General features: G+C 73.8%; 26 protein-coding genes. 7 read left to right on the top strand and 19 right to left on the bottom strand.

Features of this window, described 5'->3' with window-relative positions; translation table 11 throughout:
• The gene (locus tag GH723_RS00975; protein WP_153757901.1) at positions 1-426 is read right to left on the bottom strand and encodes a hypothetical protein; all 426 of its coding nucleotides are present in this window, start codon (positions 424-426) and stop codon (positions 1-3) included.
• Between the two features lie 256 nt (positions 427-682).
• Here GH723_RS00975 and GH723_RS00970 point away from each other — a divergent pair, with 256 nt between their 5' ends.
• On the top strand, positions 683-1,456 hold the full coding sequence (locus GH723_RS00970) for a c-type cytochrome (RefSeq protein ID WP_153757900.1): 774 nt from the start codon (positions 683-685) through the stop codon (positions 1,454-1,456).
• Positions 1,457-1,544: 88 nt separating this feature from the next.
• Here the strand turns inward: GH723_RS00970 and hemL are convergent, their stop codons facing one another.
• From hemL to GH723_RS00930, 8 genes are all read right to left on the bottom strand, one after another.
• Positions 1,545-2,810 (bottom strand): glutamate-1-semialdehyde 2,1-aminomutase, encoded by a 1,266-nt coding sequence (gene hemL / locus GH723_RS00965; RefSeq protein ID WP_153757899.1) that lies wholly within the window; start codon positions 2,808-2,810, stop codon positions 1,545-1,547.
• Entirely contained in the window at positions 2,807-3,802 is a 996-nt protein-coding gene (gene hemB, locus GH723_RS00960) for a porphobilinogen synthase (RefSeq protein WP_153757898.1), read from the bottom strand. Before hemB ends, hemL begins: the two co-directional genes overlap by 4 nt.
• 205 nt (positions 3,803-4,007) lie before the next feature.
• Entirely contained in the window at positions 4,008-4,667 is a 660-nt protein-coding gene (locus tag GH723_RS00955; RefSeq protein WP_153757897.1) for an HAD family hydrolase, read from the bottom strand.
• Positions 4,664-5,437 (bottom strand): uroporphyrinogen-III synthase, encoded by a 774-nt coding sequence (locus tag GH723_RS00950; RefSeq protein ID WP_195210448.1) that lies wholly within the window; start codon positions 5,435-5,437, stop codon positions 4,664-4,666. Before GH723_RS00950 ends, GH723_RS00955 begins: the two co-directional genes overlap by 4 nt.
• Positions 5,438-5,444: 7 nt before the next feature.
• Entirely contained in the window at positions 5,445-6,338 is an 894-nt protein-coding gene (gene hemC, locus GH723_RS00945) for a hydroxymethylbilane synthase (RefSeq protein WP_195210447.1), read from the bottom strand.
• 14 nt (positions 6,339-6,352) lie between these two features.
• Positions 6,353-7,612 (bottom strand): glutamyl-tRNA reductase, encoded by a 1,260-nt coding sequence (locus tag GH723_RS00940; protein ID WP_195210446.1) that lies wholly within the window; start codon positions 7,610-7,612, stop codon positions 6,353-6,355.
• Between the two features lie 181 nt (positions 7,613-7,793).
• The gene (locus GH723_RS00935; RefSeq protein WP_153757894.1) at positions 7,794-8,465 is read right to left on the bottom strand and encodes a redox-sensing transcriptional repressor Rex; all 672 of its coding nucleotides are present in this window, start codon (positions 8,463-8,465) and stop codon (positions 7,794-7,796) included.
• Between the two features lie 55 nt (positions 8,466-8,520).
• Entirely contained in the window at positions 8,521-9,969 is a 1,449-nt protein-coding gene (locus GH723_RS00930; RefSeq protein WP_195210445.1) for a class I adenylate-forming enzyme family protein, read from the bottom strand.
• Positions 9,970-10,089: 120 nt separating this feature from the next.
• Here GH723_RS00930 and GH723_RS00925 point away from each other — a divergent pair, with 120 nt between their 5' ends.
• Entirely contained in the window at positions 10,090-11,079 is a 990-nt protein-coding gene (locus GH723_RS00925; RefSeq protein ID WP_229022947.1) for an ABC transporter ATP-binding protein, read from the top strand.
• Entirely contained in the window at positions 11,076-11,912 is an 837-nt protein-coding gene (locus GH723_RS00920; protein ID WP_153757891.1) for an ABC transporter permease subunit, read from the top strand. Before GH723_RS00925 ends, GH723_RS00920 begins: the two co-directional genes overlap by 4 nt.
• Before the next feature lie 107 nt (positions 11,913-12,019).
• Here GH723_RS00920 and GH723_RS00915 read toward each other — a convergent pair whose 3' ends face one another.
• The 7 genes from GH723_RS00915 to GH723_RS00885 all read right to left on the bottom strand — a co-directional run bounded on the left by GH723_RS00915 (position 12,020) and on the right by GH723_RS00885 (position 17,714).
• Entirely contained in the window at positions 12,020-12,886 is an 867-nt protein-coding gene (locus GH723_RS00915) for an SAM hydrolase/SAM-dependent halogenase family protein (protein ID WP_153757890.1), read from the bottom strand.
• Between the two features lie 21 nt (positions 12,887-12,907).
• Complete coding sequence (gene proC / locus GH723_RS00910; RefSeq protein ID WP_153757889.1) at positions 12,908-13,693, bottom strand: pyrroline-5-carboxylate reductase; 786 nt, start codon at positions 13,691-13,693, stop codon at positions 12,908-12,910.
• A gap of 11 nt (positions 13,694-13,704) precedes the next feature.
• The gene (locus GH723_RS00905) at positions 13,705-14,913 is read right to left on the bottom strand and encodes an MFS transporter (RefSeq protein ID WP_153757888.1); all 1,209 of its coding nucleotides are present in this window, start codon (positions 14,911-14,913) and stop codon (positions 13,705-13,707) included.
• 97 nt (positions 14,914-15,010) lie between these two features.
• A complete protein-coding gene (locus tag GH723_RS00900) occupies positions 15,011-15,520 on the bottom strand; it encodes a YbjN domain-containing protein (protein WP_153757887.1) in 510 nt (169 codons plus the stop codon).
• Between the two features lie 21 nt (positions 15,521-15,541).
• Positions 15,542-16,756, bottom strand: a complete 1,215-nt coding sequence (locus tag GH723_RS00895) for a glycosyltransferase (RefSeq protein WP_229022946.1) — start codon at positions 16,754-16,756, stop codon at positions 15,542-15,544.
• Positions 16,757-16,770: 14 nt separating this feature from the next.
• Positions 16,771-17,178 (bottom strand): helix-turn-helix domain-containing protein, encoded by a 408-nt coding sequence (locus GH723_RS00890; protein WP_229022945.1) that lies wholly within the window; start codon positions 17,176-17,178, stop codon positions 16,771-16,773.
• A gap of 2 nt (positions 17,179-17,180) precedes the next feature.
• Complete coding sequence (locus GH723_RS00885) at positions 17,181-17,714, bottom strand: RsiG family protein (RefSeq protein WP_153757886.1); 534 nt, start codon at positions 17,712-17,714, stop codon at positions 17,181-17,183.
• A gap of 25 nt (positions 17,715-17,739) precedes the next feature.
• On the opposite strand from GH723_RS00885, the gene GH723_RS00880 reads away from it, so the two are divergent.
• Positions 17,740-18,771, top strand: a complete 1,032-nt coding sequence (locus GH723_RS00880; RefSeq protein WP_153757885.1) for a PHP domain-containing protein — start codon at positions 17,740-17,742, stop codon at positions 18,769-18,771.
• 100 nt (positions 18,772-18,871) lie between these two features.
• Here GH723_RS00880 and GH723_RS00875 read toward each other — a convergent pair whose 3' ends face one another.
• From GH723_RS00875 to GH723_RS00865, 3 genes are read right to left on the bottom strand one after another with little or no spacing between them, the layout of a single operon-like run.
• A complete protein-coding gene (locus tag GH723_RS00875; RefSeq protein ID WP_153757884.1) occupies positions 18,872-19,795 on the bottom strand; it encodes a hypothetical protein in 924 nt (307 codons plus the stop codon).
• Positions 19,792-20,031, bottom strand: coding sequence for a MoaD/ThiS family protein (locus GH723_RS00870; protein ID WP_195210444.1), 240 nt, complete (start codon positions 20,029-20,031; stop codon positions 19,792-19,794). The genes GH723_RS00875 and GH723_RS00870 overlap by 4 nt, the downstream gene beginning before the upstream one ends.
• Entirely contained in the window at positions 20,031-20,564 is a 534-nt protein-coding gene (locus GH723_RS00865; RefSeq protein WP_153757882.1) for a GNAT family N-acetyltransferase, read from the bottom strand. The genes GH723_RS00870 and GH723_RS00865 overlap by 1 nt, the downstream gene beginning before the upstream one ends.
• A 46-nt stretch (positions 20,565-20,610) precedes the next feature.
• On the opposite strand from GH723_RS00865, the gene GH723_RS00860 reads away from it, so the two are divergent.
• The 3 genes from GH723_RS00860 to GH723_RS00850 are packed head-to-tail and all read left to right on the top strand — an operon-like array spanning position 20,611 to position 25,041.
• Entirely contained in the window at positions 20,611-21,201 is a 591-nt protein-coding gene (locus GH723_RS00860; protein WP_195210443.1) for a histidine phosphatase family protein, read from the top strand.
• A 10-nt stretch (positions 21,202-21,211) separates the two neighbouring features.
• Positions 21,212-22,507: an alkyl sulfatase dimerization domain-containing protein gene (locus GH723_RS00855; protein WP_153757880.1), complete on the top strand. Its 1,296-nt coding sequence runs from the start codon at positions 21,212-21,214 to the stop codon at positions 22,505-22,507.
• Positions 22,504-25,041, top strand: a complete 2,538-nt coding sequence (locus GH723_RS00850; RefSeq protein WP_407650254.1) for a DEAD/DEAH box helicase — start codon at positions 22,504-22,506, stop codon at positions 25,039-25,041. The genes GH723_RS00855 and GH723_RS00850 overlap by 4 nt, the downstream gene beginning before the upstream one ends.
• The last annotated feature ends 16 nt before the right edge of the window (positions 25,042-25,057 follow it).

Below are 25,057 nucleotides of genomic sequence, written 5' to 3'. Positions count from 1 at the left end.
TCAGGCTCCCTTCACGAGAGGACGGCCGTAGCGGGAGGTCTCGACCTCGGGCGCCGTGGTCTTGCCCCGGTTCTGCCACATCATCCATACGACGACGTTGGCGACGAGGGCGATGCCGTAGATGACCACCGCGATGAGGTCGCGGAAGGTCTCCTTGGTGAAGGTGAGGGGCAGCCAGGTGGCGGTCTCGCTGCCCGGGCCGAGCACGAGGGCGTCGGGGCGCCAGCCCCACTCGTTGTCGGCGAGCATCAGCCACTGGTGGGGGACGACGCCGTAGATCCAGAACAGGATGAAGAAGACGTAGACCGCGGCGAACATCGCCTCGCCCCAGGTGAGCGGCGTGCCGACCGGCCGGCGCTTCATGTAGGGGAAGATCGCCGCCGTCAACACCACCGCGATCAGGATCGAGACCACGAACGCAACCACCGGGCGGACACCTCCTCGTGAAACCACTCACAACCCTAGCCGTGCGGGCAGGGTCAACCTGTAGGGCACCGGACGGTCTAGCACGGGGGGTTCGCGGGAAGCACATCGGCGCATCGCCCCTGTGCACCGCCTCGGAGGCGCCGGGGACGGGGGTCTCGCCGGCTTGGCTGGCGGGTCGCGCATCCGCGTAGAGTGGCGCCGACCGGTCGCGTCGCCGTGGGCGCGCCGCCGGGAACGATCGCCTGCGGAGGACCTGTTGACCGAGATTCCCGAGCACCTGCTGAAGCGCTCACGCGACCGCCGCGCCGCCCTCGGGCTCGGTGGCGGCGATGAGGGCGCGGGTGAGTCCGCCGCCCCCGCGGCCGCCGAGAGCTCGGCCGTCGAGCCCGCGGCCGCCGCCACCCCGGCACCCGCCGCGGCCGCCGCCGTCGAGCCCGAACCGGCGGCACCCGAGCCGGTCCCCCACTACATCGAGGCCGCCCAGCGCCGGAAGCGCATCCCCGTGTGGGCCGTGCCCGTGCTCGCCGGCCTCATCTTCTGGATCCCCGTCTACGTCGGCACGCTCGAGCAACCGCCGGTCGAGGGCGGGCCCCTCACGGCGGGCGAGGAGCTCTACGCCAGCTGCGCCGGCTGCCACGGTCCCACCGGCGGTGGCGCCACCGGCCGCCAGCTGAGCGGCGGCGAGGTCCTCCTCACCTTCCCGGACTGGCGCGATCAGGTGGAGTTCGTCGCCCAGGGCACCGCCGGCTTCCAGGGCGAGGTGTACGGCGACCCCGACCGCCCGGGCGGCGCCCACGTCGGCGGCAGCTTCGGCAACATGCCCCCGCAGGGGCAGGCCTACGGCGGGGCGCTCAGCCGGCTCGAGCTGCTCGAGGTCGTGCTCTACACCCGCGTCGAGTTCGGCGGCGAGCTGCCCGAGGAGTCCGAGCTGCTCGCGTACATCGAGGCGCTCGAGGCCAGCGGCGAGGAGCTGCCCGAGGAGGGCCCGCTCCCCGAGCTCGAGCTCGAGGGCGTCGCGGCCGGCGAGTAGCCGCACCCGCCCCACCGATCGTCGCGACGGCCCCTGCCTCCTCCGAGGCGGGGGCCGTTCCGCGTCCTGGCCTCGCCGGGTGGCTCGGTCAGGCGCGGGCGATCTCGGTGGCGGCTTCGGCCGCGGCGGTGACGGTGCGGTCGACGTCCTCGTCGGTGTGGGCGAGGCTCGGGAACAGCGCCTCGTACGGCCCGGGCGCCAGGGCGACCCCCCGATCGAGCATCGCCCGGAAGAACCGCCGGTAGGTGCCCGTCTCGGCGCTGACCTTGGCGGTGACGAAGTCGGTGACCGGGTCGGCGCCGAAGAAGAGGCCGACGAGCGGCCCCACACGAGGGACCTGCACGTCGAGGCCCGCCCCGCCGATCGCGCTCGTGAGCCCGTCCGCCAACCGGCCGGCGATGCCGTCGAGGCGCTCGTAGGCGTCGGCGTCCAGCTCGCGCAGCACCGTGAGACCGGCCGCGGTGGCGAGCGGGTTCCCCGAGAGGGTGCCGGCCTGGTACACGGGCCCGAGGGGAGCCAGACGCTCCATCACGTCGCGCCGGCCGCCGAACGCGCCGACGGGCAGCCCGCCGCCGATCACCTTGCCGAAGGCCCAGAGGTCGGGCGCCACGCCGAACCGCTCGGTGGCGCCCCCGACGCCGAGGCGGAAGCCGGTGATGACCTCGTCGAACATCAGGAGGGCGCCGACGGCGTCGCACGCGTCGCGCAGGCCCTGGAGGAACCCGTCGGCCGGCGGGACGAGGCCCATGTTGGCGGCGACCGGCTCGACGATGACGACCGCGACGTCCTCGTCGAGGGGCGGCACCTCGTTGTAGGGGGCGACGACGGTGTCGGCGACGGCGCCGGAGGTGACCCCGGCCGAGTCGGACGTCGCCTGCTCGGCGACGCTGCTGCCGCCGGCGACGAGGAGGGCGTCGGCGTGGCCGTGGTAGTTGCCGGCGAACTTCACGATCGTCCTGCGACCGGTGGCGCCACGGGCCAGGCGGATGGCGGACATCGTCGCCTCGGTGCCGCTCGACACCAGGCGCACCATCTCCATGCCCGGCACCCGGGCGACGAGCTCCTCGGCGAGCAGGACCTCGCGCTCGGTCGGGGCCCCGAAGGTGGAGCCCTCGGCCGCCGCGGCCTGGACCGCGGCGACGACCGCCGGGTGGGCGTGTCCGAGGATCGAGGCGCCGTAGCTCTGCACGTAGTCCACGTAGCGGCGGCCCTCGACGTCGACGACGTGGGCGCCCTCGCCCCGGGCGACGAAGTACGGCGTGCCGCCGACGGATCCGAACGCGCGCACCGGCGAGTTCACGCCGCCGGGGATGACCGCCTGGCCTCGAGCGAAGAGCTCGTCGTTGGTCGTCACCCGATCACCCCGTCGCGGAACCCCTCGGCCAGCTCGCGGGCGAAGTAGGTGAGCACGATGTCGGCGCCGGCCCGCTTCACCGCGGTGATCTGCTCGAGGGCGACGGCGGGACCGTCGATCCACCCCCGCTCGGCTGCGGCCTTGATCATCGAGTACTCCCCCGACACGTGGTAGGCGGCGATCGGCACGTCGACCTCGGCCCGCGCCCGGGCGATGAGGTCGAGGTAGGTGACGGCCGGCTTCACCATCACCATGTCGGCGCCCTCGCCGATGTCGGCGCGGATCTCCTCCATCGCCTCACGGGCGTTGCGCGGGTCCTGCTGGTAGCCCTTGCGGTCGCCGCCGCCGGCGATCGTGACGTCGACCGCGTCGCGGAACGGGCCGTAGAGGCCGGACGCGTACTTGGCGGCGTAGGCGAGGATCGAGACCTGCTCGTGCTCGGCGTCGTCGAGGGCGTCACGGATGACCATCACCTGGCCGTCCATCATCCCGCTCGGGGCCACCACGTCGGCGCCGGCGTCGGCCTGGGCGACCGCCGCCTCGGCGTAGATCTCGAGCGTGGCGTCGTTGTCGACCTCGCCGTCGGCGGTGAGCACGCCGCAGTGGCCGTGGTCGGTGTACTCGTCGATGCACAGGTCGGCCATCAGCACGACGTCGTCGCCCACCTCGTCGCGCAGCTCCTGGAGCGCGACCTGGACGATGCCGTGCGGGTCGCAGGCGCCGCTGCCGGTGGCGTCCTTCTCGGCGGGGACGCCGAAGAGGATGACGGCGGGGATGCCGAGGTCCCTCAGCTCGCGGACCTCGGTGCGCAGCGACGCCACCGTGTGCTGCACCACGCCGGGGAGCGAGCCGATCGGCTGCGGCTCGGAGATGCCCTCCCGCACGAAGAGCGGGGCGACGAGGTCGTCGACCGACAGGCGGGTCTCGGCCACGAGACGGCGGATCGCCGGCGTGCGGCGCAACCGGCGGAGTCGGCGCTGGGGGAAGCTCATGGCGTCCGATCCTACGGGCCCGCCCCGGCGCGCCACCCCGGGCTCCTCCACCCGCCGCGGATGAGTGCTCGCGGGGGCGATGTCGCCAACCCGCTGGCGCGATCACCCCCGCGACCGATCCGCGGGGGCGATGTCGCCAACCCGCTGGCGCGATCGCCCCCGCGAGGCACGGCCGACGAGGCGGTGCCGACGGGACGGCGGAGCGTCAGGCGACGAGCGCGGCCAGGGTGTCGAGGGTGAGGGCGTGGGCGCTGTCGACCACGAGCGCCGCAGCCGAGAAGTCGCCCCCGGCGGTGAGCCGGTTGGGGATGGCCACGCACGCCAGCCCGGCGGCGGAGGCCGCGGCGAGCCCGTGGGGCGAGTCCTCCAGCGCCACCGCCTCGGATGCGCCGACGCCCAGGCGGTCGAGCGCGGCGAGGTAGACGTCCGGCGCGGGCTTGCCGACGCCCCCCACGACGTCGCGACCGACGAGGGCGTCGAAGCGGTCGTGCAGGCCGAGCCGCGTGAGGTGCTCCTCGAGCCACGGGACCTCCGAGCTCGACGCCACCGCCAAGCCGAGACCGGCGGCGTGGGCGGCGTCGATCAGGTCGGTGATGCCGGGCAGCGCGTCCTCGGCGGCGATCAGCTCGTGGTGGCGGCGCAGACGGGCCGCACGGACGGCGTCGCGGTCGATCGTCTCGCCGATCGCCGCCTCCAGCTCCTCCAGCCAGTCGGCGCCCGACACCGTGCCGATCCGGGCGCGGAACCACTCCATGTCGACCCGGTGCCCGTGGGCGTCGAACGTCTCGCTGAGCGACTGGAACTCGGGCCACTCGGTGTCGAGGATCAGCCCGTCGAAGTCGAAGACGATGGCTCGAAGCGTCACCCGCCGGACCGTAGCGACCGGATGTGCTGCACGAGCGCCGCGGCGAGGCCGTCGATCGTGTGCTCCTCGGCTTCGACGGCCACCCGGATGCCGAGCTCGCGAGCGGCGGCGGACGTGATCGGCCCGATCGAGGCTACCACCTGCGGCACGGCGTCGGGGCCGGCGGCCGCGACGTACCCCCGCACGGTGGACGCCGATGTGAACGTGATGGCGTCGGCCCGGGCGGCTCGCGCCACCAGGTCCGGGTCGAGGACGGGGTGGACGGTCCGGTAGGCCTCGACGGCGTCGACCGTCCAACCGGCGGCGACGAGCCCCTCCCGCAGCACCGGTCGCGCCGCGGCGGCCTGGGCCAGCAGCACCCGCCCGCCGCCGGGCGGCACGGGCGGGAACGCCGCGAGGAGCCCCTCGGCCACGAAGCGCTCGGGCACGAGGTCGACGGCGATGCCGTGGCGGGCGAGGGCGTCGACGGTGCCGGGCCCGATCGCGGCGACCCGCGTCGCCACGGTCTCGAGCCGCGACGGGTCGAGCCGGTCGGCGACGCGGTCGGCGCCGTTGGCCGAGGTGACGACCAGCCAGTCGTACGACGAAAGGTCGTCCAACGCCCCATGGAGCGCCGTTCCGCCGTCGGACGCGTCGGCGATGGCGATCACCGGCACGGCGACGATGCGCGCCCCGTGCGCGGTGAGGGCGTCGACGAGGGTGGACGCCTGGGTGGTGGCCCGGGTGACGACGACCGTGCGCCCGGCGAGCGGCGGGGTCGGGTCGGTCACCGGGATCTCAGCGGTCGTCGAGGAGGCCGGCGCCGCCTCGGTCGTCGAGGAGCCGTCGGGCCGCCGAGCGGGCGGCGGCGACGCCGTCGCGCGCCTCGACCCGCTCCCGCAGCAGGACCATGCCGTCGATCGAGCCGATCATGGCGTCCACCCGGACGACGTCGTCGCTCACTGTGGCGTGCGCGCCGGCCGGGAGGTCGCAGTCCCCGCCGAGCTCGGCGAGGAAGGCGCGCTCGGCCTCGAGCACCCGGCGGCTCGGCCCGTGGTCGATCGAGGCGAGCACGTCGCTCACGTCGACGGCGTCGAGCCGGGACTCGACGGCGAGGGCGCCCTGGCCGACCTGGGGGATCATCACGTCGACGTCGAGCACCTCGGAGGCCCGCTCGGGGATCCCGAGGCGGTCGAGCGCGGCGTTGGCGACGACGATGGCGTCGAAGCCCGCCGCCTTGTCGAGCCGGGTGGCGATCGACCCGCGCAGGTGCGAGAACCGCATGCCCGGCCGCAGGTGGGCGAGCTGGGCCTGCCGCCGCTGCGACCCCGTGGCGACGTGGGACTCCGGGCGCAGGTCGGCGAGCGTGCACCCCACGAGCGCGTCGCGGGGGTCGCCCCGCTCCGGGATGGCCGAGATGACGAGGTCGGGGTGCGTCGCGGAGGGCAGGTCCTTCGCGGAGTGGACGGCGATGTCGGCCCGTCCGTCGAGCACGGCGGCCTGGACCTCCTTCACGAAGACGCCCTTGCCGCCCATCTCGGCGATCGGGACGTCCTGGCGACGGTCGGCGGTGGTCGTGACGACGACCGGCTCGACCTCGATCGAGGGGTCGACGGCGCGCAGCAGCGCAGCGACGTGGTGGGTCTGCCAGAGTGCCAGGGGGCTGCCCCGGGTGGCGGCGCGTATCAACAAGGGTTCGGCAGGCCTCAGAGGTCGAAGAGGTCGCGCATCGCATCGGCGAGTCGATCGCCCCGCGGTGTGCCCGCCGCGTCCTTCAGTCGGATGGTGGGTTCGTGGAGCAGCTTGGCCAGCAGGCCACGCGTCAGCGCCTCGACGGTGGCGCGGTCGCGCTCGTCGAGGTGCTCGAGCCGGGCGCGGTAGCGCTCGAGCTCGACCTGTCGCAGCTCCTCGCCACGGGTGCGCAGCTCGCTGATCAGCGGCGCCGCCTCCCGAGCGGAGCGGGTCTCGAGGAAGCGGGTCAGCTCGTCCTCGACGATGCGTCGGACGGCGGCGACCTCGCCCTGGCGGCCGCGGATGCCGACCTCGGCGAAGCGCCGCAGGTCGGTCATGTCGAGGAGGGTCACGCCCGGCAGGTCGGCGGCGGCGGGATCGACGTCGCGGGGGACGGCGATGTCGACGATGAGCAGCGGACGATCGGGGCGTCCGGCCATGGCGGCGGACAGGTCGGTGTGCTCGACCATCAGCGACGAGGCGCCGGTGGAGGTGAGCAGCAGGTCGCTGTCGGCGATGACCGCGCCGAGGTCGGCGAGGCGCACGGCCCGGCCGCCGACCCGATCGGCGACCTCGACCGCACGGTCCCAGGTGCGGTTGGCGACGACGACCTCTCCGGCACCGGCGCCGAGGAGCGAGGTGGCCATCCCCTCGCCCATCTCGCCGGCGCCGAGCACGACGACTCGGCGCCCCTCGAGGGTGCCGAGCTCGTCGAGCGCCATCGCGACTGCGGCCTGCGAGATCGAGGTGGTGTGGTGGCTGATCGTCGTCTCGGTGCGGGCCCGCTTGCCGGTCTCGACGGCGTGGCGGAACAGCAGGTTCATGACCGCGCCGGTGCTGCCCTCGCGCTGGGCGAGGTCCCACGCCGACTTCACCTGGCCCAGGATCTCGCTCTCGCCGAGGACGGCGGAGTCGAGCCCGGCGGCCACGGAGAAGAGGTGGCGGACGGCGTCGGCGTCGTAGTGGACGTAGAGGTGGTCGATGAACTCCTCGGGGGCGAGGAACGCCACCTCGGCGAGCGTGTCCCGGACGTCGCCGTAGGCACCGTGGAACTTCTCGGCGAGGACGTAGACCTCGGTGCGGTTGCACGTGGAGAGGACGACGGCCTCGGAGAGGTGGGGTCGGGCCACGAGGTCGGCGAGGACCTTGGGCAGCCGCTCGGCGTCGACGGTCGTCCGCTCGAGCAGGTCGAGCGGGACCGATCGATGGTTCAAGCCGATGGCGACGACGGACACCCGCAGACGCTCCTTGTGGGTCGCGTTGCCCCTCCCGTGTCCGGTGGTCGACGGACGGGCGAGCGGGAAGGGACGAGAGACAGCTTCCCAAGGACCAACCCCTCCCCGCCAGTCCACATGCCCTCGCAGGGCGTGCCACCTGGCACAGGGGCCCTGTCGAGCGGCGGGCGCGCCCGTCGGCTCAGGCGTCGAGCGGGCTGGAGCCGACCGCCGCGGCGCCGTCGGAGCGGCGGCGGTAGAAGCTGAGGATCTGCAGCTCGACGGCGAGGTCGACCTTGCGCACCGACACGTCGGCGTCGAGCGAGAGGACGCTCGGCGAGAAGTTGAGGATCGAGGTGATGCCGGCCGCCACCATGCGCTCGGCCGCGGCCTGGGCGGCACCCGCGGGGGTGGCGATCACGCCGATGGCGATGCCCTTGTCGGCGACGAGCTCGGGCAGCTCGTCGATGTGGTGCACGTTGACGCCGGCGATGGAGGTGCCGACCTTCGACGGGTCGACGTCGACGAGGGCCCCGACGGGGAAGCCCCGGTCGGTGAAGCCGCCGTAGTTCGCGAGGGCCTGTCCGAGGTTGCCGACGCCGGCGATGACGACGGGCCAGTCCTGGGTGAGCCCGAGCTCGCGGCTCATCTGGAAGAGGAGGAACTCGACGTCGTAGCCGACGCCCCGCGTGCCGTAGGACCCGAGGTAGGAGAGGTCCTTGCGGACCTTGGCGGCGTTGACGCCGGCCATGTCGGCGAGGCGCTCGGACGAGATCGTCGGGATGCGGTCCTCGGCGAGCTCGGTCAGGCAGCGGAGGTACACGGGGAGCCGTGCCACCGTCGCTTCCGGGATCCGCCGCTCCGAGTCCGTCATGGCCGTGGACGCTACTTCTCGGGTGCGCACGTTCACAAAGTCACAGAACCCCAGGTCAGGGCGCCCGATCGGGAAGCCGGTGGCGCTGCACCTTGCCGCCGAGGCCGCGTGGGATCCGGTGCACGAGTCGCACCGCGCGAGGGCACTTGTACCGGGCCAGCCGCTCCCCGACCGCGTCGCCCAGCGACTCGGCGTCCGCGGTGGCACCGGGGCGCACGACGACGTAGGCGACCACGGCCTCGCCGGTGCGGTCGTCGGGCTCCCCGACGACCGCGGCGTCGACCACGTCGGGGTGCTGGAGCAGCGCCGACTCGACCTCGCCGGGGTACACGTTGAACCCCGAGACGATGACGACGTCCTTGCGCCGGTCGACGACGAAGAGGTGGCCGTCGTCGTCGACGGTGGCGAGGTCGCCGGTGTGGAGCCAGCCGTCGCCGTCGACCACCGACGCGGTGGCCTCCGGGTCGTCCCAGTAGCCGGCGAAGACGTTGTCGCCCCGGACGAGGATCTCGCCGACGTCGCCGACGAGCACGTCGTCGCCGCCCTCGTCGACGAGCCGCACCTCGACGCCGGGGAGGGGCCGTCCGATCGACCCGATCGGCGCGTCGGTGCCGGCGGAGGTCGCGACGACGGGCGAGGTCTCGGTGAGGCCGTAGCCCTCGTGGACCCGCAGGCCGAACCGCTCGAGCACCGCCGCGGCCACCTCGACCGGCAGCGTGGCGGCGCCGGAGGCGGCGATCCGCACGGTGGCGAAGGCGTCGGCGGGCACCGACCCCGGCGGCAGCTGGGCGACCGCCCGCCACAGCGTGGGCGGTCCGGTGAGCGTGGTGACGCCCCGGTCGGCGACGGTCCCCGCGACCTGGGCGGGGTCGGGCTGGTCGACGAGCACGACCTGCGCACCCGCTTGCAGCGCCGGAAGGAGCACCACGTTGAGCCCGAAGACGTGGAACATCGGCAGCACGCCGAGGGTGACGTCGTCGCGTCGGCGGGCGAGCTCCCCGACCGCGCCGACCTGCTCGATGTTGGCGAGCAGGTTGCGGTGGGTCAGCCCCGCCGCCCGTGGGGCGCCGGCGGTGCCGCTCGTGAACACGAGGACGGCGAGGTCGTCGGGCTCGACGTCGACGACAGGAGCAGGATCGTGGTCCCACAGCTCGGCGACCGGGATGGCCCGCGTGATGCCGAGCCGACGCCCGGACGGGCCGACCAGCACCGACGCGGCGCCGACGACGGTGAGCTCGGGGTCGATCTCGGGTCGGGGGCTCTGGGGGTTGAGCGGCACCGCCACCAGCCCGGCCCCGATGATGCCGAGGAGCCCCGTGACGAAGTCGACGTCGTTCGACGACACGAGGCCCACCCGGTCGCCCGGGCGTCGGCCCGCCGCGACGAGGGCCCCACGCACACCGCCGGCCCGACGGCGCAGCTCCCCGTAGGTCACCTGCTCGGCGTCGGCGACGAGCGCGACGTCGTCGTCGGGGTGACCGTCGACGATGGATGCGAGGTTCATGCCCAGCCCCCGGCGTGGTACGCATGCGACGGTATGGCCGCTCGCCCGCCAGTTCACCACAGCGGCACCGATCCCGGCGGCGGCGCTCATCCGGAGGGCGGTGCCGCCGATCGGAGCGGGGTGCCCCCTGCGATCCGGACCGAGCAGCTGACCCGTCGCTTCCCGAGCGGCGTGGCGCTCGACGCCCTCGACCTCGAGGTCTACCCGGGCGAGGTCCTCGCCCTGCTCGGGCCGAACGGGGCGGGCAAGACGACGACGATCCGCCTCCTGAACGGCGTCCTCTCCCCCGACGGCGGGACGGCGAGCGTGCTCGGCCTCGACCCTGCGGTGGACGGGCACGCCGTCCGCCAGCGCACAGGGGTCCTCACCGAGAACGCCGGCCTCGACGACCGGCTGACCGCCCGGGAGAACCTCGAGGCCGTCGCCCGCGTGCGCGGCATGCGTCCCCCGGCCGCCCGTCGACGCGTCGACGAGCTGCTCGATCGCTTCGGCATGGGCGACCGGGCCGACGTGGCCGTCCAGGGCGCCTCCACCGGGCAGCGCAAGCGCCTCGCGCTCGCCCGTGCGCTCCTCCACGACCCCGAGCTGCTGTTCCTCGACGAACCGACGTCCGGGCTCGACCCGGCCGCCACCCGCGACGTCGTCGAGCTGATCGGCTCGCTGGCGTCCGAGCACGGCCGCACCGTGGTGCTGTGCACCCACTTCCTCGGCGAGGCGGGCCGGTTGGCCGACCGCATGGCCGTCCTCCACCGTGGGCGCCTCCGGGCGTCGGGGCGACCGGCCGACCTGGCGGCGGAGATGTGGCAGGGCGTGCCGGCCCGGGTCGAGCTGTCCGCCCCCGCCGACGCCCGCGTGCTCGGCCTCATCCGCCGCATCGACGGGGTGCTCCTCGCCGACCCGACGCCCGACGGTGCCCGCGTCGACACCCTCCACCGCGACGTCCTGGCCCGGGTGGTCCGCACGCTCGTCGAAGCCGGCATCGAGGTGTACGCGGCCACACCGACCCCGTACACGCTCGAGGACGTCTACTTCGCGATCGAGGAGCGCCTCGGCTTCGAGACGCCAGAGGAGTCCGGCGGCGACCGCGAGCCGGCGGAGGTGGTGTCGTGACCTCGTCGCCCGCGACCTCCTCGCCGTCGCCCCGCGACTGGAACGCGATCCGCGCCATCGTGCGAAAGGACGTCACCGCGGTGCGCCGGTCGAAGGCCGTCGTGATCCCCATGCTCGCCGTGCCGACGCTCCTGCTCGTCGTCCTGCCCCTCGCGGTCGGCATCGCCGCCCGGGCCCAGACGGGCGGGATCGAGCGCTTCCTCTCCGACATGCCCGCCAGCCTCCGCGACCCGATCATCGCCCTGCCCGCACCCGAGCAGCTGCTCGTGCTCGTCAACGGCTACCTGCTCGCGCCGCTCTTCCTCATCGTGCCCCTGATGGTGTCGGCCGTCCTCGCCGCCGACGCGTTCGCCGGCGAGAAGGAGCGGCGCACGATGGAGACCCTCCTCCACCTGCCGATCTCCAACCGCGATCTCTTCGTCGCCAAGCTCCTCGGCGCCTACATCCCCGCCCTCGCCGTCTCCTGGGGCGGCTTCGTCCTGTTCTGCATCGTGTCCAACGGCGTGGCCTGGCCCGTGATGGAGCGGCTCTTCGTCCCGACCTGGCTGTGGATCGTCGTCATCTTCTGGGTCGCCCCCGCCGTCGCCCTGCTCGGCCTCGGGGTGATGGTGCGGGTGTCGGTGCGGGCCCGCTCCACCCAGGAGGCCAACCAGCTCGGCGGCGCGGTCGTCCTGCCGCTGATCTTCCTGGCCGTCGGCCAGTCGACGGGCCTGCTGCTCGTCGACCTCCCGATCGCGCTCGCGATCGGCGCCGTCGTGTGGGCCGTCGCGATCTGGTTGACGGCGCGCGGCGCCCGTCGCTTCACCCGCGACGAGCTGGCCACCCGGATCTGACGCGCCGGCTCCCCGCCGGGGTCAGCGGGCGAGGAAGAAGAGCTGGAGCGCGGCGGCGATGAGCAGCGCCGCCAGGAGGATGGCGAGGGTGATGACGGTGCCGGGCCTCATTGGTCGTTCCTCGGTCGGAGCTGGACGGGGACGGTGGCGCCACCGGTGTCGTCGTCGTCGATGAGCTCGAGGCGGACGGCGTCGCTCTCACCGATCGAGAGGGCGTCGGCGGCCGAGCTGCGGTCGGCGACGAGGGCGATGAGCCCGTAGGAGTCGACGAGCAGGCCGAGCTCGTTCACGCCCAGCTCGCCGAAGGCCTCGATGCGGCGGGCGACGCGGCTGCGGCCGCCGGCGACGACGCGGACCGGGTCGCCGTAGGGGGCGAGCTCGTCGGGGTCGACGTTGAGCTGCACGTTGCCGAAGCGGTCGACCCAGAGGGCCTCGGCCTCGAGGCCGCCGTCCTCCTCCCGGGTGAGGGGGATCATCGACGGCAGCAGCGTGGCCGGGTCGATCGGCGTGCCGAGCTCGGTGAGCGGGACCCCGTTGCACAGGTGGGCGGCGACGGGGGCGAACACGTCGCGGCCGTCGAAGGTGGGACCGGGCGCGACGAGGTGGTACTCCCGGTTCGTCAGCTCCACCGCCCGGGTGGCGCCACCGACCATGGCGACGGCCGGTGCGAGCAGCCCGTTGTCGGGGCCGACGAGGACCGAGGCGCCGTCGCCGACCTCGACCGCGACGGCTCGCCGGTCGGTGCCGACGCCCGGGTCGACGACGGCCACGACGACGCCCGGCGCCAGGTACTGGGCGGCCCGGGCCAGCGTGAGCCCTCCGGCTCGGGTGTCGAACGGAGGCACCTCGTGGGTGACGTCGATGACCCGCACGTCCGGTGCGAGCGAGCGGATCACCGAGTGGACGACGCCGACGAACTCGTCGGCGGTGCCGTAGTCGGAGAGGAAGGAGACGGTCTGGTAGCGGAGCGGCATGCGCTGGTGGACGCTACCGGCTCAGCCGCCGAGCTCCCGAGCCCGCTCGGTGGCGGCGACGACGGCGTCGAGCACCGCGCTGCGCACGCCCGCGGCCTCGAGCGCCCGCAGGCCGGCGGCGGTGGTGCCCCCGGGCGAGGTGACGGCCGCTCGCAGCTGCTCGGCCGTCTCGTCGGACTCGGCGAGCAGGCGGCCGGCGCCGAGGATCGTCTGCACCGCGAGCTCGGCCGCCGTGGGACGCGGCAGGCCGACGAGCACGCCGGCCTCGATGAGGGCCTCGGCGACGAGGAACACGTAGGCCGGACCGCTGCCCGACACGCCGGTGACGGCGTCGAGCTGCGGCTCGGTGACGCGCACGACCGTGCCGACCGAGCCCAGGATCGAGCCCGCCCAGTCGAGGTCGGCCTCGGTGGCCCGGCTGCCGCCGGCGATCGCCGACGCCCCGGCGCCGACGAGGGCCGGCGTGTTCGGCATCGCCCGCACCACCGGCACGTCGCCGGCGGCGCCCTCGAGGGTGGCGAGCGTGACCCCGGCGGCGATCGACAGGACGCGCTGCGCGCCGACGGCCACCGCGGCGCCGGTGGCGGCGGCGACGTCGCCGGGCTTGACGGCGATGACGACGCCCTCGGACGCCTCGGGGGCGTCGAGGACCGTGACGCCGGGGCGCAGGGCGACGAGCTCGTCGCGGCGGGCGGCCGAGGCCTCGACCACCGCCAGCTCGTCGGGCCTGGCCCACCCCGCCTGGAGCAATCCGCCGAGGAGGGCGTCGCCCATCCGACCGCCGCCGATGATCGAGAGCCGGTGCATGGGAGCGGACCCTACCGGGGCTGCAGTCGCAGGGCCGCGGCGGCGCAGGCGACGAGCGCAGCGAGGCCACCGGCGACGACGAAGACGGTGCCGGTCGCCATCACGCCCATCGCGGCGCCGGCGAGCAGCGGGCCGGCGGTCTGGCCGGCGCGGATCGCGCTCACCTGCACCGAGAGCACCGCGCCGCGGCTGCGCTCCGGTGCCGAGCCGGCCACGATGTCGGTGAGGGTCGGCAGGACGAGCCCCTCTCCGAGGCCGTAGACGATCGCGCCGACGAGCAGCAGGGGCAGGGCACCCGCGAGCCCGACCACCGGGTAGGCCAGGGCGAAGAGCCCGAACGAGCCCGCCGCCACGGTGCGGGCCCGCAGGCGGCTGCGGAGCCGGCCGAGCAGCAGCGCACCGATCGTCGCCCCGACGGCCGGCACGGCGACGACCAGGCCACGCTCGGAGGCCGACATGCCGAACTCGGCCTCGAGGTGGACGGGCAGGACCGTGAGGAAGAGCCCGAACACGAAGACGAACGCCGTGAACGCCAGGCCGACCGGACCCCACACCCCGGGGTTCCGCACGACCGTCGCCGCGGCGCTCAGCTGGCTGCGGATGTCCGCGTCGCGGTCGGGCTGGCCGGGACCGAGCCGCCGCAGCACGACGACCGCGGTGACGAGCGCGAGGGGGTAGGGCACGAACGAGTACCGCCACGTGCCGAGGTCGGTGAGGACGCCGCCGACGAACGGGAAGACCGTGAGCGACACGGTGAGGATCGCCGAGTTGTAGCCGAACATCCGGCTGCGCTCGACCCCTTCCCAGTGGTCGCCGATGATGATGTTCGTCAGGTTGATCAGTCCCGCGGAGCCGATGCCCTGGCCGAACCGGGCGAGCACCAGCGTCTCGTAGCTCGGGGCCAGCCCTCCGAGCGCGCCGAAGAGGCCGAAGACCACGAGGCACGGGACGAGGACGGTCCGCCGGCCGTAGCGGTCGGCGAGGAGCCCGATGAGCGGCGCCACGACGATGCCGGGGATGCTCGCGCCGGCGACGAGCAGCCCCGCCGCCGCGTCGTCACGACCGAAGTCGTCGAGGATGTCGGGGATCCCGGCGTTCGGGAGGGTGTTCGCCATGATCCCGGTGATCGTGATGGCACCGAGGAGGGCGAGCGTGGGCCGCCGAGCGGCGTTGACGGGCTCGTCGGGCGCGTCCGAGCCCGGGGAGCGGGCCGGGTTCACGGGCACTTCCCCGATGCCGCCGACCGTGCCCGTCCCCCGGGCTCGTCGACGACTCTAGGTCGAATGGGTAGGAGATGCAATGAGAAGTTATGAGATGTCACGCGAAGCGGCTGGCGTAGCCGATGCGGAGCGCAGGTCGGAAGCACTGCTCGACCGTGGCGTACACGACGCCGAGGATCCGGTCGAGGGCCACCTCGTCGACCGTCCGGGCCGGGATGGCGCCGTGCAGGAAGACGGCGTCCTCGATGCCGATGGCGAAGGCCACGCCGGTGAGGGCGATGTTGCGCCGCAGCAGGTGCTCGTAGAACCGGGCGTGGTTCTCCTCCGGCGCCGGCATCACGTAGGTCTCGTAGTGCAGGGTGCGCTGGCGGAGCGTCAGCCAGATCGTCGAGACGTCCTTCTCCTCGCCGTGCACCCGCACGAACCAGCGGCGGACCCCGGACTCGTCGCCCCGCTCGACGGCGGCGACCACCGGGTTGTCGGCGAGCTCGCGTGCCGCCCACGCGTCGACGAGCGCCTCGATCCGGCCGAGCTCCTCGGGCGTCGTCGGTGGGTCGTCGGCGTAGGGATCGTCCGGGACGTGGGCTGCGGCGGTGTCGTCGGCCATGCCGGGACGCTACCCGGGTGCTCAGACCGCGCAGTCGACGAGCGAGCGGACCGAGAGGTCGGCGTAGAGGCGGCGGAGGCGACCGGCCGTGGTCGACCAGGTGTAGCCCCGGGCCAGGGCGACCGCGGCGTCGCCGAGCGTGGTGGCGAGGCGGTCGTCGGCGAGGATCCGGCGCACGTGACCGGCGTAGTCGGCAGGGTCCCGGCCGTCGACCAGGAAGCCGGTGGCACCGTCGTCGACGAGCGTGCGCAGCCCGCCGACGGCAGCGGCGACCACCGGGGTGCCGCACGCCGCCGACTCCAGGGCCACCAGCCCGAACGACTCGGAGCGACTGGGCACCACGGTCACGTCGGCGGCCCGGTAGTAGGTGCTGAGGAGGTGGTGCGGCTGCGGGGGCACGAAGCGGACCTGATCGGCCACGCCGCGCTCGAGCGCCAGGCGCTGGACCCGTGCCAGCTCGGCCGGCCCGTCGGCGCCGCTCGGCCCGCCGACGGCGACGAGGACCGCGTCGGGATCGCCCAGCTCGGCCAAGGCGCCGATGGCGACGTCGAGCCCCTTCAGCGGCTGGATGCGGCCGACGAACAGCAGGACCGGGTGGTCGCCGAGGCCGAGGGCGGCGCGGGCGCCACGACGGTCCCCGGGCGAGAAGAAGGCGTGGTCGACCCCGGGGGGCACGATCTCGATCCGGGACGGGTCGGCGCCGTAGAGCGTCCGCAGCTGGGCGGCCTCGGTGGGGCTGTTGGCGAGGATCACGTCGGAGCAGCCGATGACCTCGGTCTCGGCGTCGATGCGGCGCTGCGGCTCGGGGTCGCAGGCCTCGGCCTTCACCCGGGCCAGCGTGTGGAACGTCGAGACGAGCGGCAGCCCGAGGGTGTGCTTGATGCGGTGCCCGGCCACGCCCGAGAGCCAGTAGTTGGCGTGGAGGGCGTCGACGGGACCGTGCTCGAGCAGGTCGCGGGTGACGCCGTCGGTGAACTCCTCGACGACCTCGGGCAGGGACTCCTTCGCCAGGTCGTGCGGTCCGGCGTCGACGTGGACCACCCGGAAGCCGGGCTCGACGTCGACGACGTCGGGGAGGTCGGCCGCCCACCGGCGCACGTACACCTGCGACCGCACGCCGGCCTGGGCGAGCGAGCTGACGAGCTCGCGCACGTAGACGTTCATGCCCCCGGCGTCGCCGGTCCCCGGCTGGATGAGCGGGGACGTGTGGAGGGAGAGGATGCCGAGGGTCTGCACGAGCGGGTCCAACGTCAGTCGAGGTCCGGATCTTCCGCCGTCGGGATCTCCTGCCCCGGGGCCCCGGCCGCCACGCCGTTGGCCTCCTGGAAGGAGCGGTAGATGTGGAGCAGCGTCGTGCGCTGCTCGTCGGTGATCGTGCGGTCGACGCTGATCGCCTGGACGGTGTCGGTGGCCGGGGCCCGCTCGTCGAGGATGCCGGCGCGCACGTACAGGGTCTCGGCCGAGATCTCGAGCGCGTGGGCGATCTGCTGGAGGATCTCGGCCGAGGGTCGGCGCAGGCCCCGCTCGATCTGGCTCAGGTAGGGGTTCGACACCCCGGCGCGGTCGGCGAGCTTGCGCAGCGACATCTGCGTCGACCTGCGCTGGTCGCGTATGAAGTCCCCGACGTCCCGCCAGCGCTGCTCCACGATCTCCGGCACGGCTAGTGCAGGAGCGAGTCGACCGACGCCTCGCCCGTGCGGTAGCGCCGGATGATCTCCGCCTGGAGCGCGTCGATGCGCGAGTGGAGACTGTGGCGCGTCGCCGACACCTCGGCCTCGAGGTGCTCGAGGCGGTCGATCAGCTCGGCGAGCTCGTCGTCGTCGATGTCGACCACCCCGGCCAGGCGGCTGGTGGGGACGATCTCGTCGATCGCGGCCTCGAGCGCGGCGTCGACCTGTGGCGCCCGGATCTCCTTCGGCGGTTGGGCGCTGCCGGGACCCCGCGTGTGCTCGGCGAGGATCTCCGGCAGGCGGCCGATGAGCTCGGTGGTGTCGGCCCGGGCGTCGCCCGACCGGCGGTGGGCCAGCTCGGTGCCGAGGATGTCGAGGCGGACCTGGATGACCCGCCGCAGGTACGACACCGACTCCTCGAGGACCTCGGCGGTGGACCGACGAGCACGGATGTCGTCGAGGGACAGCTCGGCGAGCCCGCCGTCGGGGACGTTGCCGAGGACGCGCTCCAGCTCGGGATGCATGGGTCGAGGGTACCGTCGGAGCCCGATGGACGTCGTCGAGGCGCTGGAGCGCATCGCCTACCTGCTCGACCGGGCACGCGAGCGGCCCTACCGGCCACGGGCCTACCTCCGCGCCGCCGAGGTCGTGAAGGGGCTGGCGCCAGGTGAGCTGGAGCGGCGGATCGCCGACGGGACGCTCACCGAGCTCGAGAACATCGGGCCCAAGACCGCCGCGGTCATCGAGGAGGCGGCATCGGGCCGCGTGCCCGAATACCTGGAGCAGCTGGAGCAGACGACCGGCGTGCGCGCCGGGGCGGGCGACGAGCTCGTGGCCGCGCTGCGGGGCGACTGCCACACGCACTCCACGTGGAGCGACGGCGGCGCGGACATCGAGACGATGGCCAGGGCCGCCCGAGCGCTCGGCCACGAGTACGTCGTGCTCACCGACCACTCCCCCCGCCTGACGATCGCCAACGGCCTGACCGCCGAGCGGCTCCGCCAGCAGCTCGAGGTGGTCGCCGCGCTGAACGAGGTGTTCGATGCCGAGGCCGCCCGGGGGGAGGCGGCGCCGTTCCGCCTCCTCACCGGCATCGAGGTCGACATCCTGGAGGACGGCTCGCTCGACCAGGACCCGGGTCTGCTCGCCGAGCTCGACGTCGTCGTCGCCAGCGTGCACTCGAAGCTCCGGATGGAGCGCACCGCGATGACCCGGCGCATGTGCGTCGCGGCCGCCAACCCCCACGTCGACATCCTCGGCCACTGCACCGGGCGCATCGTCGTCGGCCGAGGGCGGCCGGAGTCCGAGTTCGACCCCGAGCTGGTCTTCCACGCCTGCGAGCAGTTCGGCACCGCGGTGGAGATCAACAGCCGGCCCGAGCGCCTGGACCCGCCCCGTCGCCTGCTCGCGATCGCGGCGGAGATGGGCTGTGAGTTCGCCATCGACACCGATGCCCACGCTCCGGGGCAGCTGGAGTGGCAGCCCTACGGCGCCGACCGCGCCGCCGAGGCCGGGCTCGGGCCCGAGCGGATCGTCAACGCCCGGCCCGTCGACGAGCTGCTCGCCTGGCGCACCGGCTGAGCCCGACCTCGCCTTGGGTCCGATCCGCCTGCCAGCGCACGCGCATCGGACCCAACGCCGGGGGCCGGAGGGGATCGGCGGGCCTGAACTGCCGCGGGCGTCAGCCGAGGTGGAGCTCGCCCCACATGAGGACGAGCCAGGCCGGGGCGGCGACGAGGTAGGAGTCGAGCCGGCGCAGCGCCCGGGCCGGGGCGCCGGCCCGAGGGAGGATGGCCGAGGCCAGCACCTGGCCGAGCGGGGCGCCGACCGCGACCACCGCAGCGAAGAGCCAGATCGCCGAGCCCTCGAACGGGGGTGGCGGGACGAGGACGCTCAGGGCGGCGGTGAGCACCGCCATCAGGAGGATGCCCGACACCGGGCCCTCGACCTGGTTGGCGGCCCCCGTGCCGACGAGGAAGTCGCCGACCTCGTACGCCGAGACGAGGAGGACGATGGTGACCGCCGCACCGATGTCCACCCGGTAGAGGAGGACGACCGACGCAGCCGCGAGGCCGACGGCGAGCGACGCGCGGACGACGGCCCCGGCATCGACGAGGGGGTCGCTCCCCTTCTGCGGTCGGGCCACCGCCAGACCGACGGCCACGAGGGTGGCGACGACGAGCGCCGCGCCCGCGAGCCCGGTCCCGAGGGCGGCGGCCAGCGGCACGACGCCGGCGACCCCGGCGGCCACCGCCCGGTCGGGCCGGCGCCACTTCGTGCGCAGGACGGTGGCGGTCTGCGCCGCAGCGAGCGCGGCGACGGCGGCGAAGAGGACCGCGACCGCGGCGATGCCGAGGTACAGGCACCCCAAGGCGACGAAGAACCACAGGACCCCGAGGCGCACCCGGGGTCCGTCGATGTCGTAGACGATCCCGAACCGGGACGTCTCGAGCTGGCGGAGCCGGTAGCTGCCGATGGCGTCCGTCGCGGTCTCGCGGGCCCTGCGGCGTCCGGCGGCCTGGCGCTTGGCGGGGCTCTTCGACGCGGCCGTCGCCTTCGACGGAGCCGTCCCCTTCGACGGAGCCTTCGAGCTCTTGGCGCTCACGCGCCCCCCGACACCGGCGGCAGCACCGCGACCTCGTCGTCGGCGCCGACGGCGTCCCCGCCGTCGGCCGGTTCGCCGTTGACCCACACCCGGCAGGTGTCGAGGACCGCGGCGAACCCGTCGCCGTAGCGCTGCCGCGCCACGTCGAGGACGGCGTCGACGGTGCCGCCCGGGATCTCGTCGCGCGCCGTCCCGGCGGCCTCGCGGGCCGAGGCGAACAGTCGGAGGACCGCCACTAGCCCTCCACGGGCACGAGCTCGTCGGCGATGAGCTCGAGGAGCATGTTGTCGCCCCACGTGCCGTCGGCGTGGCGCTCGTAGCGGCGCAGGGTGCCGACGGGGCGGAAGCCGAGCGAGGTGAAGACGGCGATGGCCCGCTCGTTCTCGACCGGAGGATCGATGATCACCCGGTGGTGGCCGAGGTCGTCGACCAGGTGGCGGACGAGCGTCGAGATGGCCGCACGGCCGATGCCCCGGCGGTGCCGCCCGGGGTCGACGAAGAGGTCGACCCCGGAGTGGCGGTAGTCGGGGTCGTCCTGCTCGTAGTACTGGATGAGCCCGACGAGCGGACCGTCCGGCGCGTCGCCGGCGACGATGCCGAAGCTGCCGCCGTCCCCCTCGGCGACCAGCTCGTCGAGCACGCGGGAGCGGTCGTAGCCCTCCCACCAGCGGGAGACCTCGGGCGTGGACAGGATGCGCAGCAGCTCGTCGACGTCGGAGTCGGTGAGGGGGCGGAGGACCACCCCCGGGCCGTGCAGCACTGGCGACATGCCCACAGTGTCGCCCACCGAGCGGGCGGTTGGGTACCGTCGCCGGATGACCCGCCTCCTCCTCGTCCGTCACGGCCAGTCGACGTGGAACGCGGACGGGCGCTGGCAGGGACAGGCCGATCCGCCGCTGTCGTCGTTCGGTCGGCTCCAGGCGGCGCACGCCGCGAAGGCCGTCGGATCGGTCGACGTCATCGTCGCCTCGGACCTCGAGCGGGCCCGAGACACGGCGCTCATCATCAGCGAAGCGATCGGCGTGGGCCCGGTCGTGATCGACGCCGACCTGCGCGAGCGCGACGCCGGCGAGTGGTCCGGGCTCACCCGGCAGGAGATCGAGGAGCGCTGGCCCGGCTACCTCGACGCCCGGAAGCGACCGCCGGGCTGGGAGAGCGACGTCTCGGTCCTCGAGCGCCTGCACCGGGCGCTCGAGCGCATCGAGGAGGAGTACGCGGGTGCCGACGTCCTCGTCGTCACCCACGGCGGGGTGATCTACGCACTCGAGGGGCACCACGACGTCGAGTGGCTGCGGATCGCCAACCTGGAGGCCCGTGAGGTCCACCTGGCCGGCGGAACCACCACGCTCAGGGAGCGGCTCGTCCTCGTCGATCCCGACGAGATCACCGTCCCCCACCAGATCTGACGGAGGGCCCATGGCCGACCTGCTCGCACTGTCCGCCCGGATCATCGACTCCGGTGTCGCCGACGAACCGGTGAACCGCACGACCCAGGAGCTGTCGGAGGTCGGCGACGGCGTGGCGATGGTCGAGTCGTTCTCCCACGTCGTCACGTTCCGCACCGACGAGGGGCTCGTCTGCTTCGACGCCAGCGGGGCTGCCGCCGGCGGCCGGGTCGTCGAGTCGCTGCGCCGGTGGACGTCCGACCCGATCCACTCGCTCGTCTACACCCACGGGCACGTCGACCACGTGGGCGGATCGGGGGCGTTCGTCGCCGACGCGCGCGAGTCCGGCCGGCCCGACCCCGTCGTGGTCGGTCACGCCAACGTGCCGGTGCGGATGGACCGCTACGACCGGACCAACGGCTACAACACCACGATCAACGCCCGGCAGTTCGGGGGCGTGCGGGGCCTCGGCATCGGCATCGGCGGCGAACAGCGGTTCCTGCCCGCCGACGCCGCCCGGCCCGACGTCACCTTCACCGATCGCTTCACCGCCCAGGTGGGCGACGTCACGTTCCAGATGCGCCACGCCAAGGGCGAGACCGACGACCACCTGTGGGCCTGGGTGCCGCAGCACAAGGCGCTGTGCACCGGCGACTTCCTCATCTGGAACTTCCCCAACGCCGGCAACCCACAGAAGGTCCAGCGCTACCCGCTGGAGTGGGCCCACGCCCTGCGGGAGATGGCGGCGATGGACGCCGAGCTGCTGCTGCCCGCCCACGGCCTGCCGATCGCCGGCCGCGACCGCATCGCCGGCGTGCTCGGGGACGTCGCGACCGCGCTCGAGCACCTGGTCGCCGACACGCTCGCCCTGATGAACGAGGGCGCGACCCTCGACCACATCCTCCACACCGTGCGGGTCGACCCGGACCTGCTGGCCAAGCCGTACCTGCGCCCGCTCTACGACGAGCCGGAGTTCGTCGTGCGCAACGTCTGGCGCCTCTACGGCGGCTGGTACGACGGGAACCCCGCGCATCTCAAGCCCGCCCCGCAGTCGGCGTTCGCCGCCGAGCTGGCGTCGTTGGCCGGCGGCAGCACGGCGCTCGCGGCGCGGGCGCGCGAGGTGGCCGATGGCGGCGACCTGCGCCTGGCCTGCCAGCTCGTCGAGCTCGCCGTCCAGGCCGCACCCGACGACGTCGGAGCCCACCGGACCCGCGCCGAGATCTACGAGCAGCGGCGCCAGGCCGAGTCGTCGCTCATGGCCAAGGGCATCTACGGCTGGGCGGTCCGCCAGTCCACGGCGGCGGCCGATGGAGAGGGATCGACCTGAGCCCTCGCCTCGCCGACGTCCTCCCGATCCCGGATGACGCCGACCTCGACACGCTGCTCGACGTGTTCACCGACTGGGCGTCGGCGGGTGGGCGACCGCTGTACCCGGCTCAGGAGGAGGCGATCCTCGAGATCTACTCGGGGGCCAACGTCGTGCTGGCGACGCCCACGGGCTCGGGCAAGTCGCTCGTCGCCCTCGCCGCGCACGTGGCCGCTCTCGCGGAGGGGCGACGCACCTTCTACACCGCGCCGATCAAGGCCCTCGTCTCGGAGAAGTTCTTCGACCTGTGCCACGAGCTGGGGTCGGATCAGGTCGGCATGCTCACCGGCGACGCCGCGGTCAACGCCGACGCCCCGGTCATCTGCTGCACGGCGGAGATCCTCGCCAACCTCGCCCTGCGCGAGGGCGAAGCCGCCGACGTCGGACAGGTCGTGATGGACGAGTTCCACTACTACGCCGACCCCGATCGGGGCTGGGCGTGGCAGGTTCCGCTCCTCACGCTCCCCCAGGCCCAGTTCGTCCTGATGTCGGCGACGCTCGGCGACACCCGCCGCTTCGAGCGCGAGCTCACCGAGCGCACCGGCCGGCCGACCGCCGCCGTGCGCGGGGTCGAGCGCCCCGTGCCGCTCACCTACGAGTACCGGCGCACGCCCATGCACGAGACGATCGACGACGTCCTCGCGCGCGACCTCGCGCCGGTCTACGTCGTGCACTTCACCCATGCCTCCGCCGTCGAGCGGGCCCAGGCGCTCATGTCGATCAACATGTGCTCGCGAGAGGAGAAGGACGCCATCGCGGACGCGATCGGCGGCTTCCGGTTCGGCGCCGGGTTCGGCCGGTCGCTCTCCCGGTACGTCCGCCACGGCATCGGCGTGCACCACGCGGGGATGCTGCCGAAGTACCGCCGCCTGGTGGAGCGCCTGGCGCAGGAGGGCCACCTCAAGGTCATCTGCGGGACCGACACGCTCGGTGTCGGCATCAACGTGCCGATCCGCACCGTCCTGCTCACCCAGCTCGCCAAGTACGACGGGACCACCACGCGGCTGCTGTCGGCCCGGGAGTTCCACCAGATCGCCGGGCGAGCGGGCCGCGCCGGCTACGACACCGCCGGCCACGTGTGGGCCCAGGCTCCCGACCACGTGATCGAGAACGAGCGGGCGCTCGCGAAGGCCGGCGACGACGCGAAGAAGAAGCGCAAGCTCGTGAAGAGCAAGCCCCCGCAGCGGGGCTACGTCCCGTGGAGCGAGGACACGTTCGACAAGCTGGTCGCTGCGCCGCCGGAGGCCCTGACGTCGAGCTTCGCGGTCAGCCACTCGATGCTGCTCAACGTGCTCGACCGCCCGGGCGACGGGTGCGGGGCCATGCGCCGCCTGCTCGTCGACAACCACGACCCCCGGCCGCAGCAGCGCACGCACATCCGACGGGCGATCTCGATGTACCGGTCGCTCGGTCGCGCCGGGGTGGTCGAGCAGCTCGACGAGCCCGACGACCGGGGGCGCCTGGTCCGGGTGACCATCGACCTGCAGGCCGACTTCGCCCTGAACCAGCCGCTGTCGCCGTTCGTCCTCCACGCCATAGGCCACCTCGACCGCGAGGCCGAGACCTACCCCCTCGACGTGCTGTCCCTGGTGGAGTCGGTGCTCGAGAACCCGGGCGTGGTGCTCGCCGCGCAGCTCGACAAGCTCCGCGGCGAGACGATCGAGCGCCTCAAGCGGGAGGGCGTCGAGTACGAGCAGCGCATGGAGGAGCTCGAGAAGCTCGAGCACCCGAAACCCCTGCGGGACCTCACCTACGGGTTGTTCAACGAGTACGCCGCCCAGCACCCGTGGGTCGCCGACCACAACATCCGACCGAAGTCGGTGGCGCGCGACCTCTACGAGCGGGCGATGACCTTCGCCGACTACGTCCGCCACTACGGCCTGGCGCGCTCCGAGGGCCTCCTCCTCCGCTACCTCGGCGACGCCTACAAGGGCTTGGTGCAGAACGTCCCCGAGGAGGCGAAGACCGACGAGGTGTACGACCTGACCGAGTGGCTGGGCGAGCTCGTCCGCCAGGTGGACTCGAGCCTGCTCGACGAGTGGGAGGAGCTCCGCCACCCCGAGGAGATGGACCCGGAGCACGAGGTGCCCCCGACCCGGCGCCTGGACGAGGGGCCCGGCGGTCTCACCCGCAACGAGCGGGCCTTCACGGTGATGGTCCGCAACGAGATGTTCCGGTGGGTCGAGCTGCTCGCCCGCCGGGCCCACGACGAGCTCGCCGAGCGACTGCCGCCGCGGAGCTGGACCGCCGACGCCCTCTCCGAGGCGATGGCGCCGTACTGGGATGCGCACGACGCCATCGGCATCGGGCCCGACGCCCGCTCTGCCGACCTGCTCCGGATCGAGAGCGGGGACACGAGGTGGCGGGTGCGTCAGACGCTCGACGACCCGGCCGGCAACCGGGACTGGACGATCCGTGCCGAGGTGGACCTGGGGGCCTCCGACGAGGAGGGCCACGCGGTCGTCCACCTCCTCGCGATCGACGACGCGCCCTGACCGGGCGCTAGCGTCG

Source organism: Actinomarinicola tropica (assembly GCF_009650215.1).
GTDB classification, from domain to species: domain Bacteria; phylum Actinomycetota; class Acidimicrobiia; order Acidimicrobiales; family SKKL01; genus Actinomarinicola; species Actinomarinicola tropica.
The sequence above is the reverse complement of the archived record's forward strand: the minus strand, read 5'-3'. Positions and strand labels throughout refer to the sequence as shown.

Bases quoted from the DNA above. Each gene is read 5' to 3' on its own strand.
- hemB (WP_153757898.1), bottom strand. From the start codon at position 3,802: ATGAGCTTCCCCCAGCGCCGACTCCGCCGGTTGCGCCGCACGCCGGCG.
- GH723_RS00935 (WP_153757894.1), bottom strand. From the start codon at position 8,465: ATGACGGACTCGGAGCGGCGGATCCCGGAAGCGACGGTGGCACGGCTC.
- GH723_RS00930 (WP_195210445.1), bottom strand. From the start codon at position 9,969: ATGAACCTCGCATCCATCGTCGACGGTCACCCCGACGACGACGTCGCG.
- GH723_RS00915 (WP_153757890.1), bottom strand. From the start codon at position 12,886: ATGCCGCTCCGCTACCAGACCGTCTCCTTCCTCTCCGACTACGGCACC.
- proC (WP_153757889.1), bottom strand. From the start codon at position 13,693: ATGCACCGGCTCTCGATCATCGGCGGCGGTCGGATGGGCGACGCCCTC.
- GH723_RS00900 (WP_153757887.1), bottom strand. From the start codon at position 15,520: ATGGCCGACGACACCGCCGCAGCCCACGTCCCGGACGATCCCTACGCC.
- GH723_RS00885 (WP_153757886.1), bottom strand. From the start codon at position 17,714: ATGCATCCCGAGCTGGAGCGCGTCCTCGGCAACGTCCCCGACGGCGGG.
- GH723_RS00880 (WP_153757885.1), top strand. From the start codon at position 17,740: ATGGACGTCGTCGAGGCGCTGGAGCGCATCGCCTACCTGCTCGACCGG.
- GH723_RS00865 (WP_153757882.1), bottom strand. From the start codon at position 20,564: ATGTCGCCAGTGCTGCACGGCCCGGGGGTGGTCCTCCGCCCCCTCACC.
- GH723_RS00860 (WP_195210443.1), top strand. From the start codon at position 20,611: ATGACCCGCCTCCTCCTCGTCCGTCACGGCCAGTCGACGTGGAACGCG.
- GH723_RS00855 (WP_153757880.1), top strand. From the start codon at position 21,212: ATGGCCGACCTGCTCGCACTGTCCGCCCGGATCATCGACTCCGGTGTC.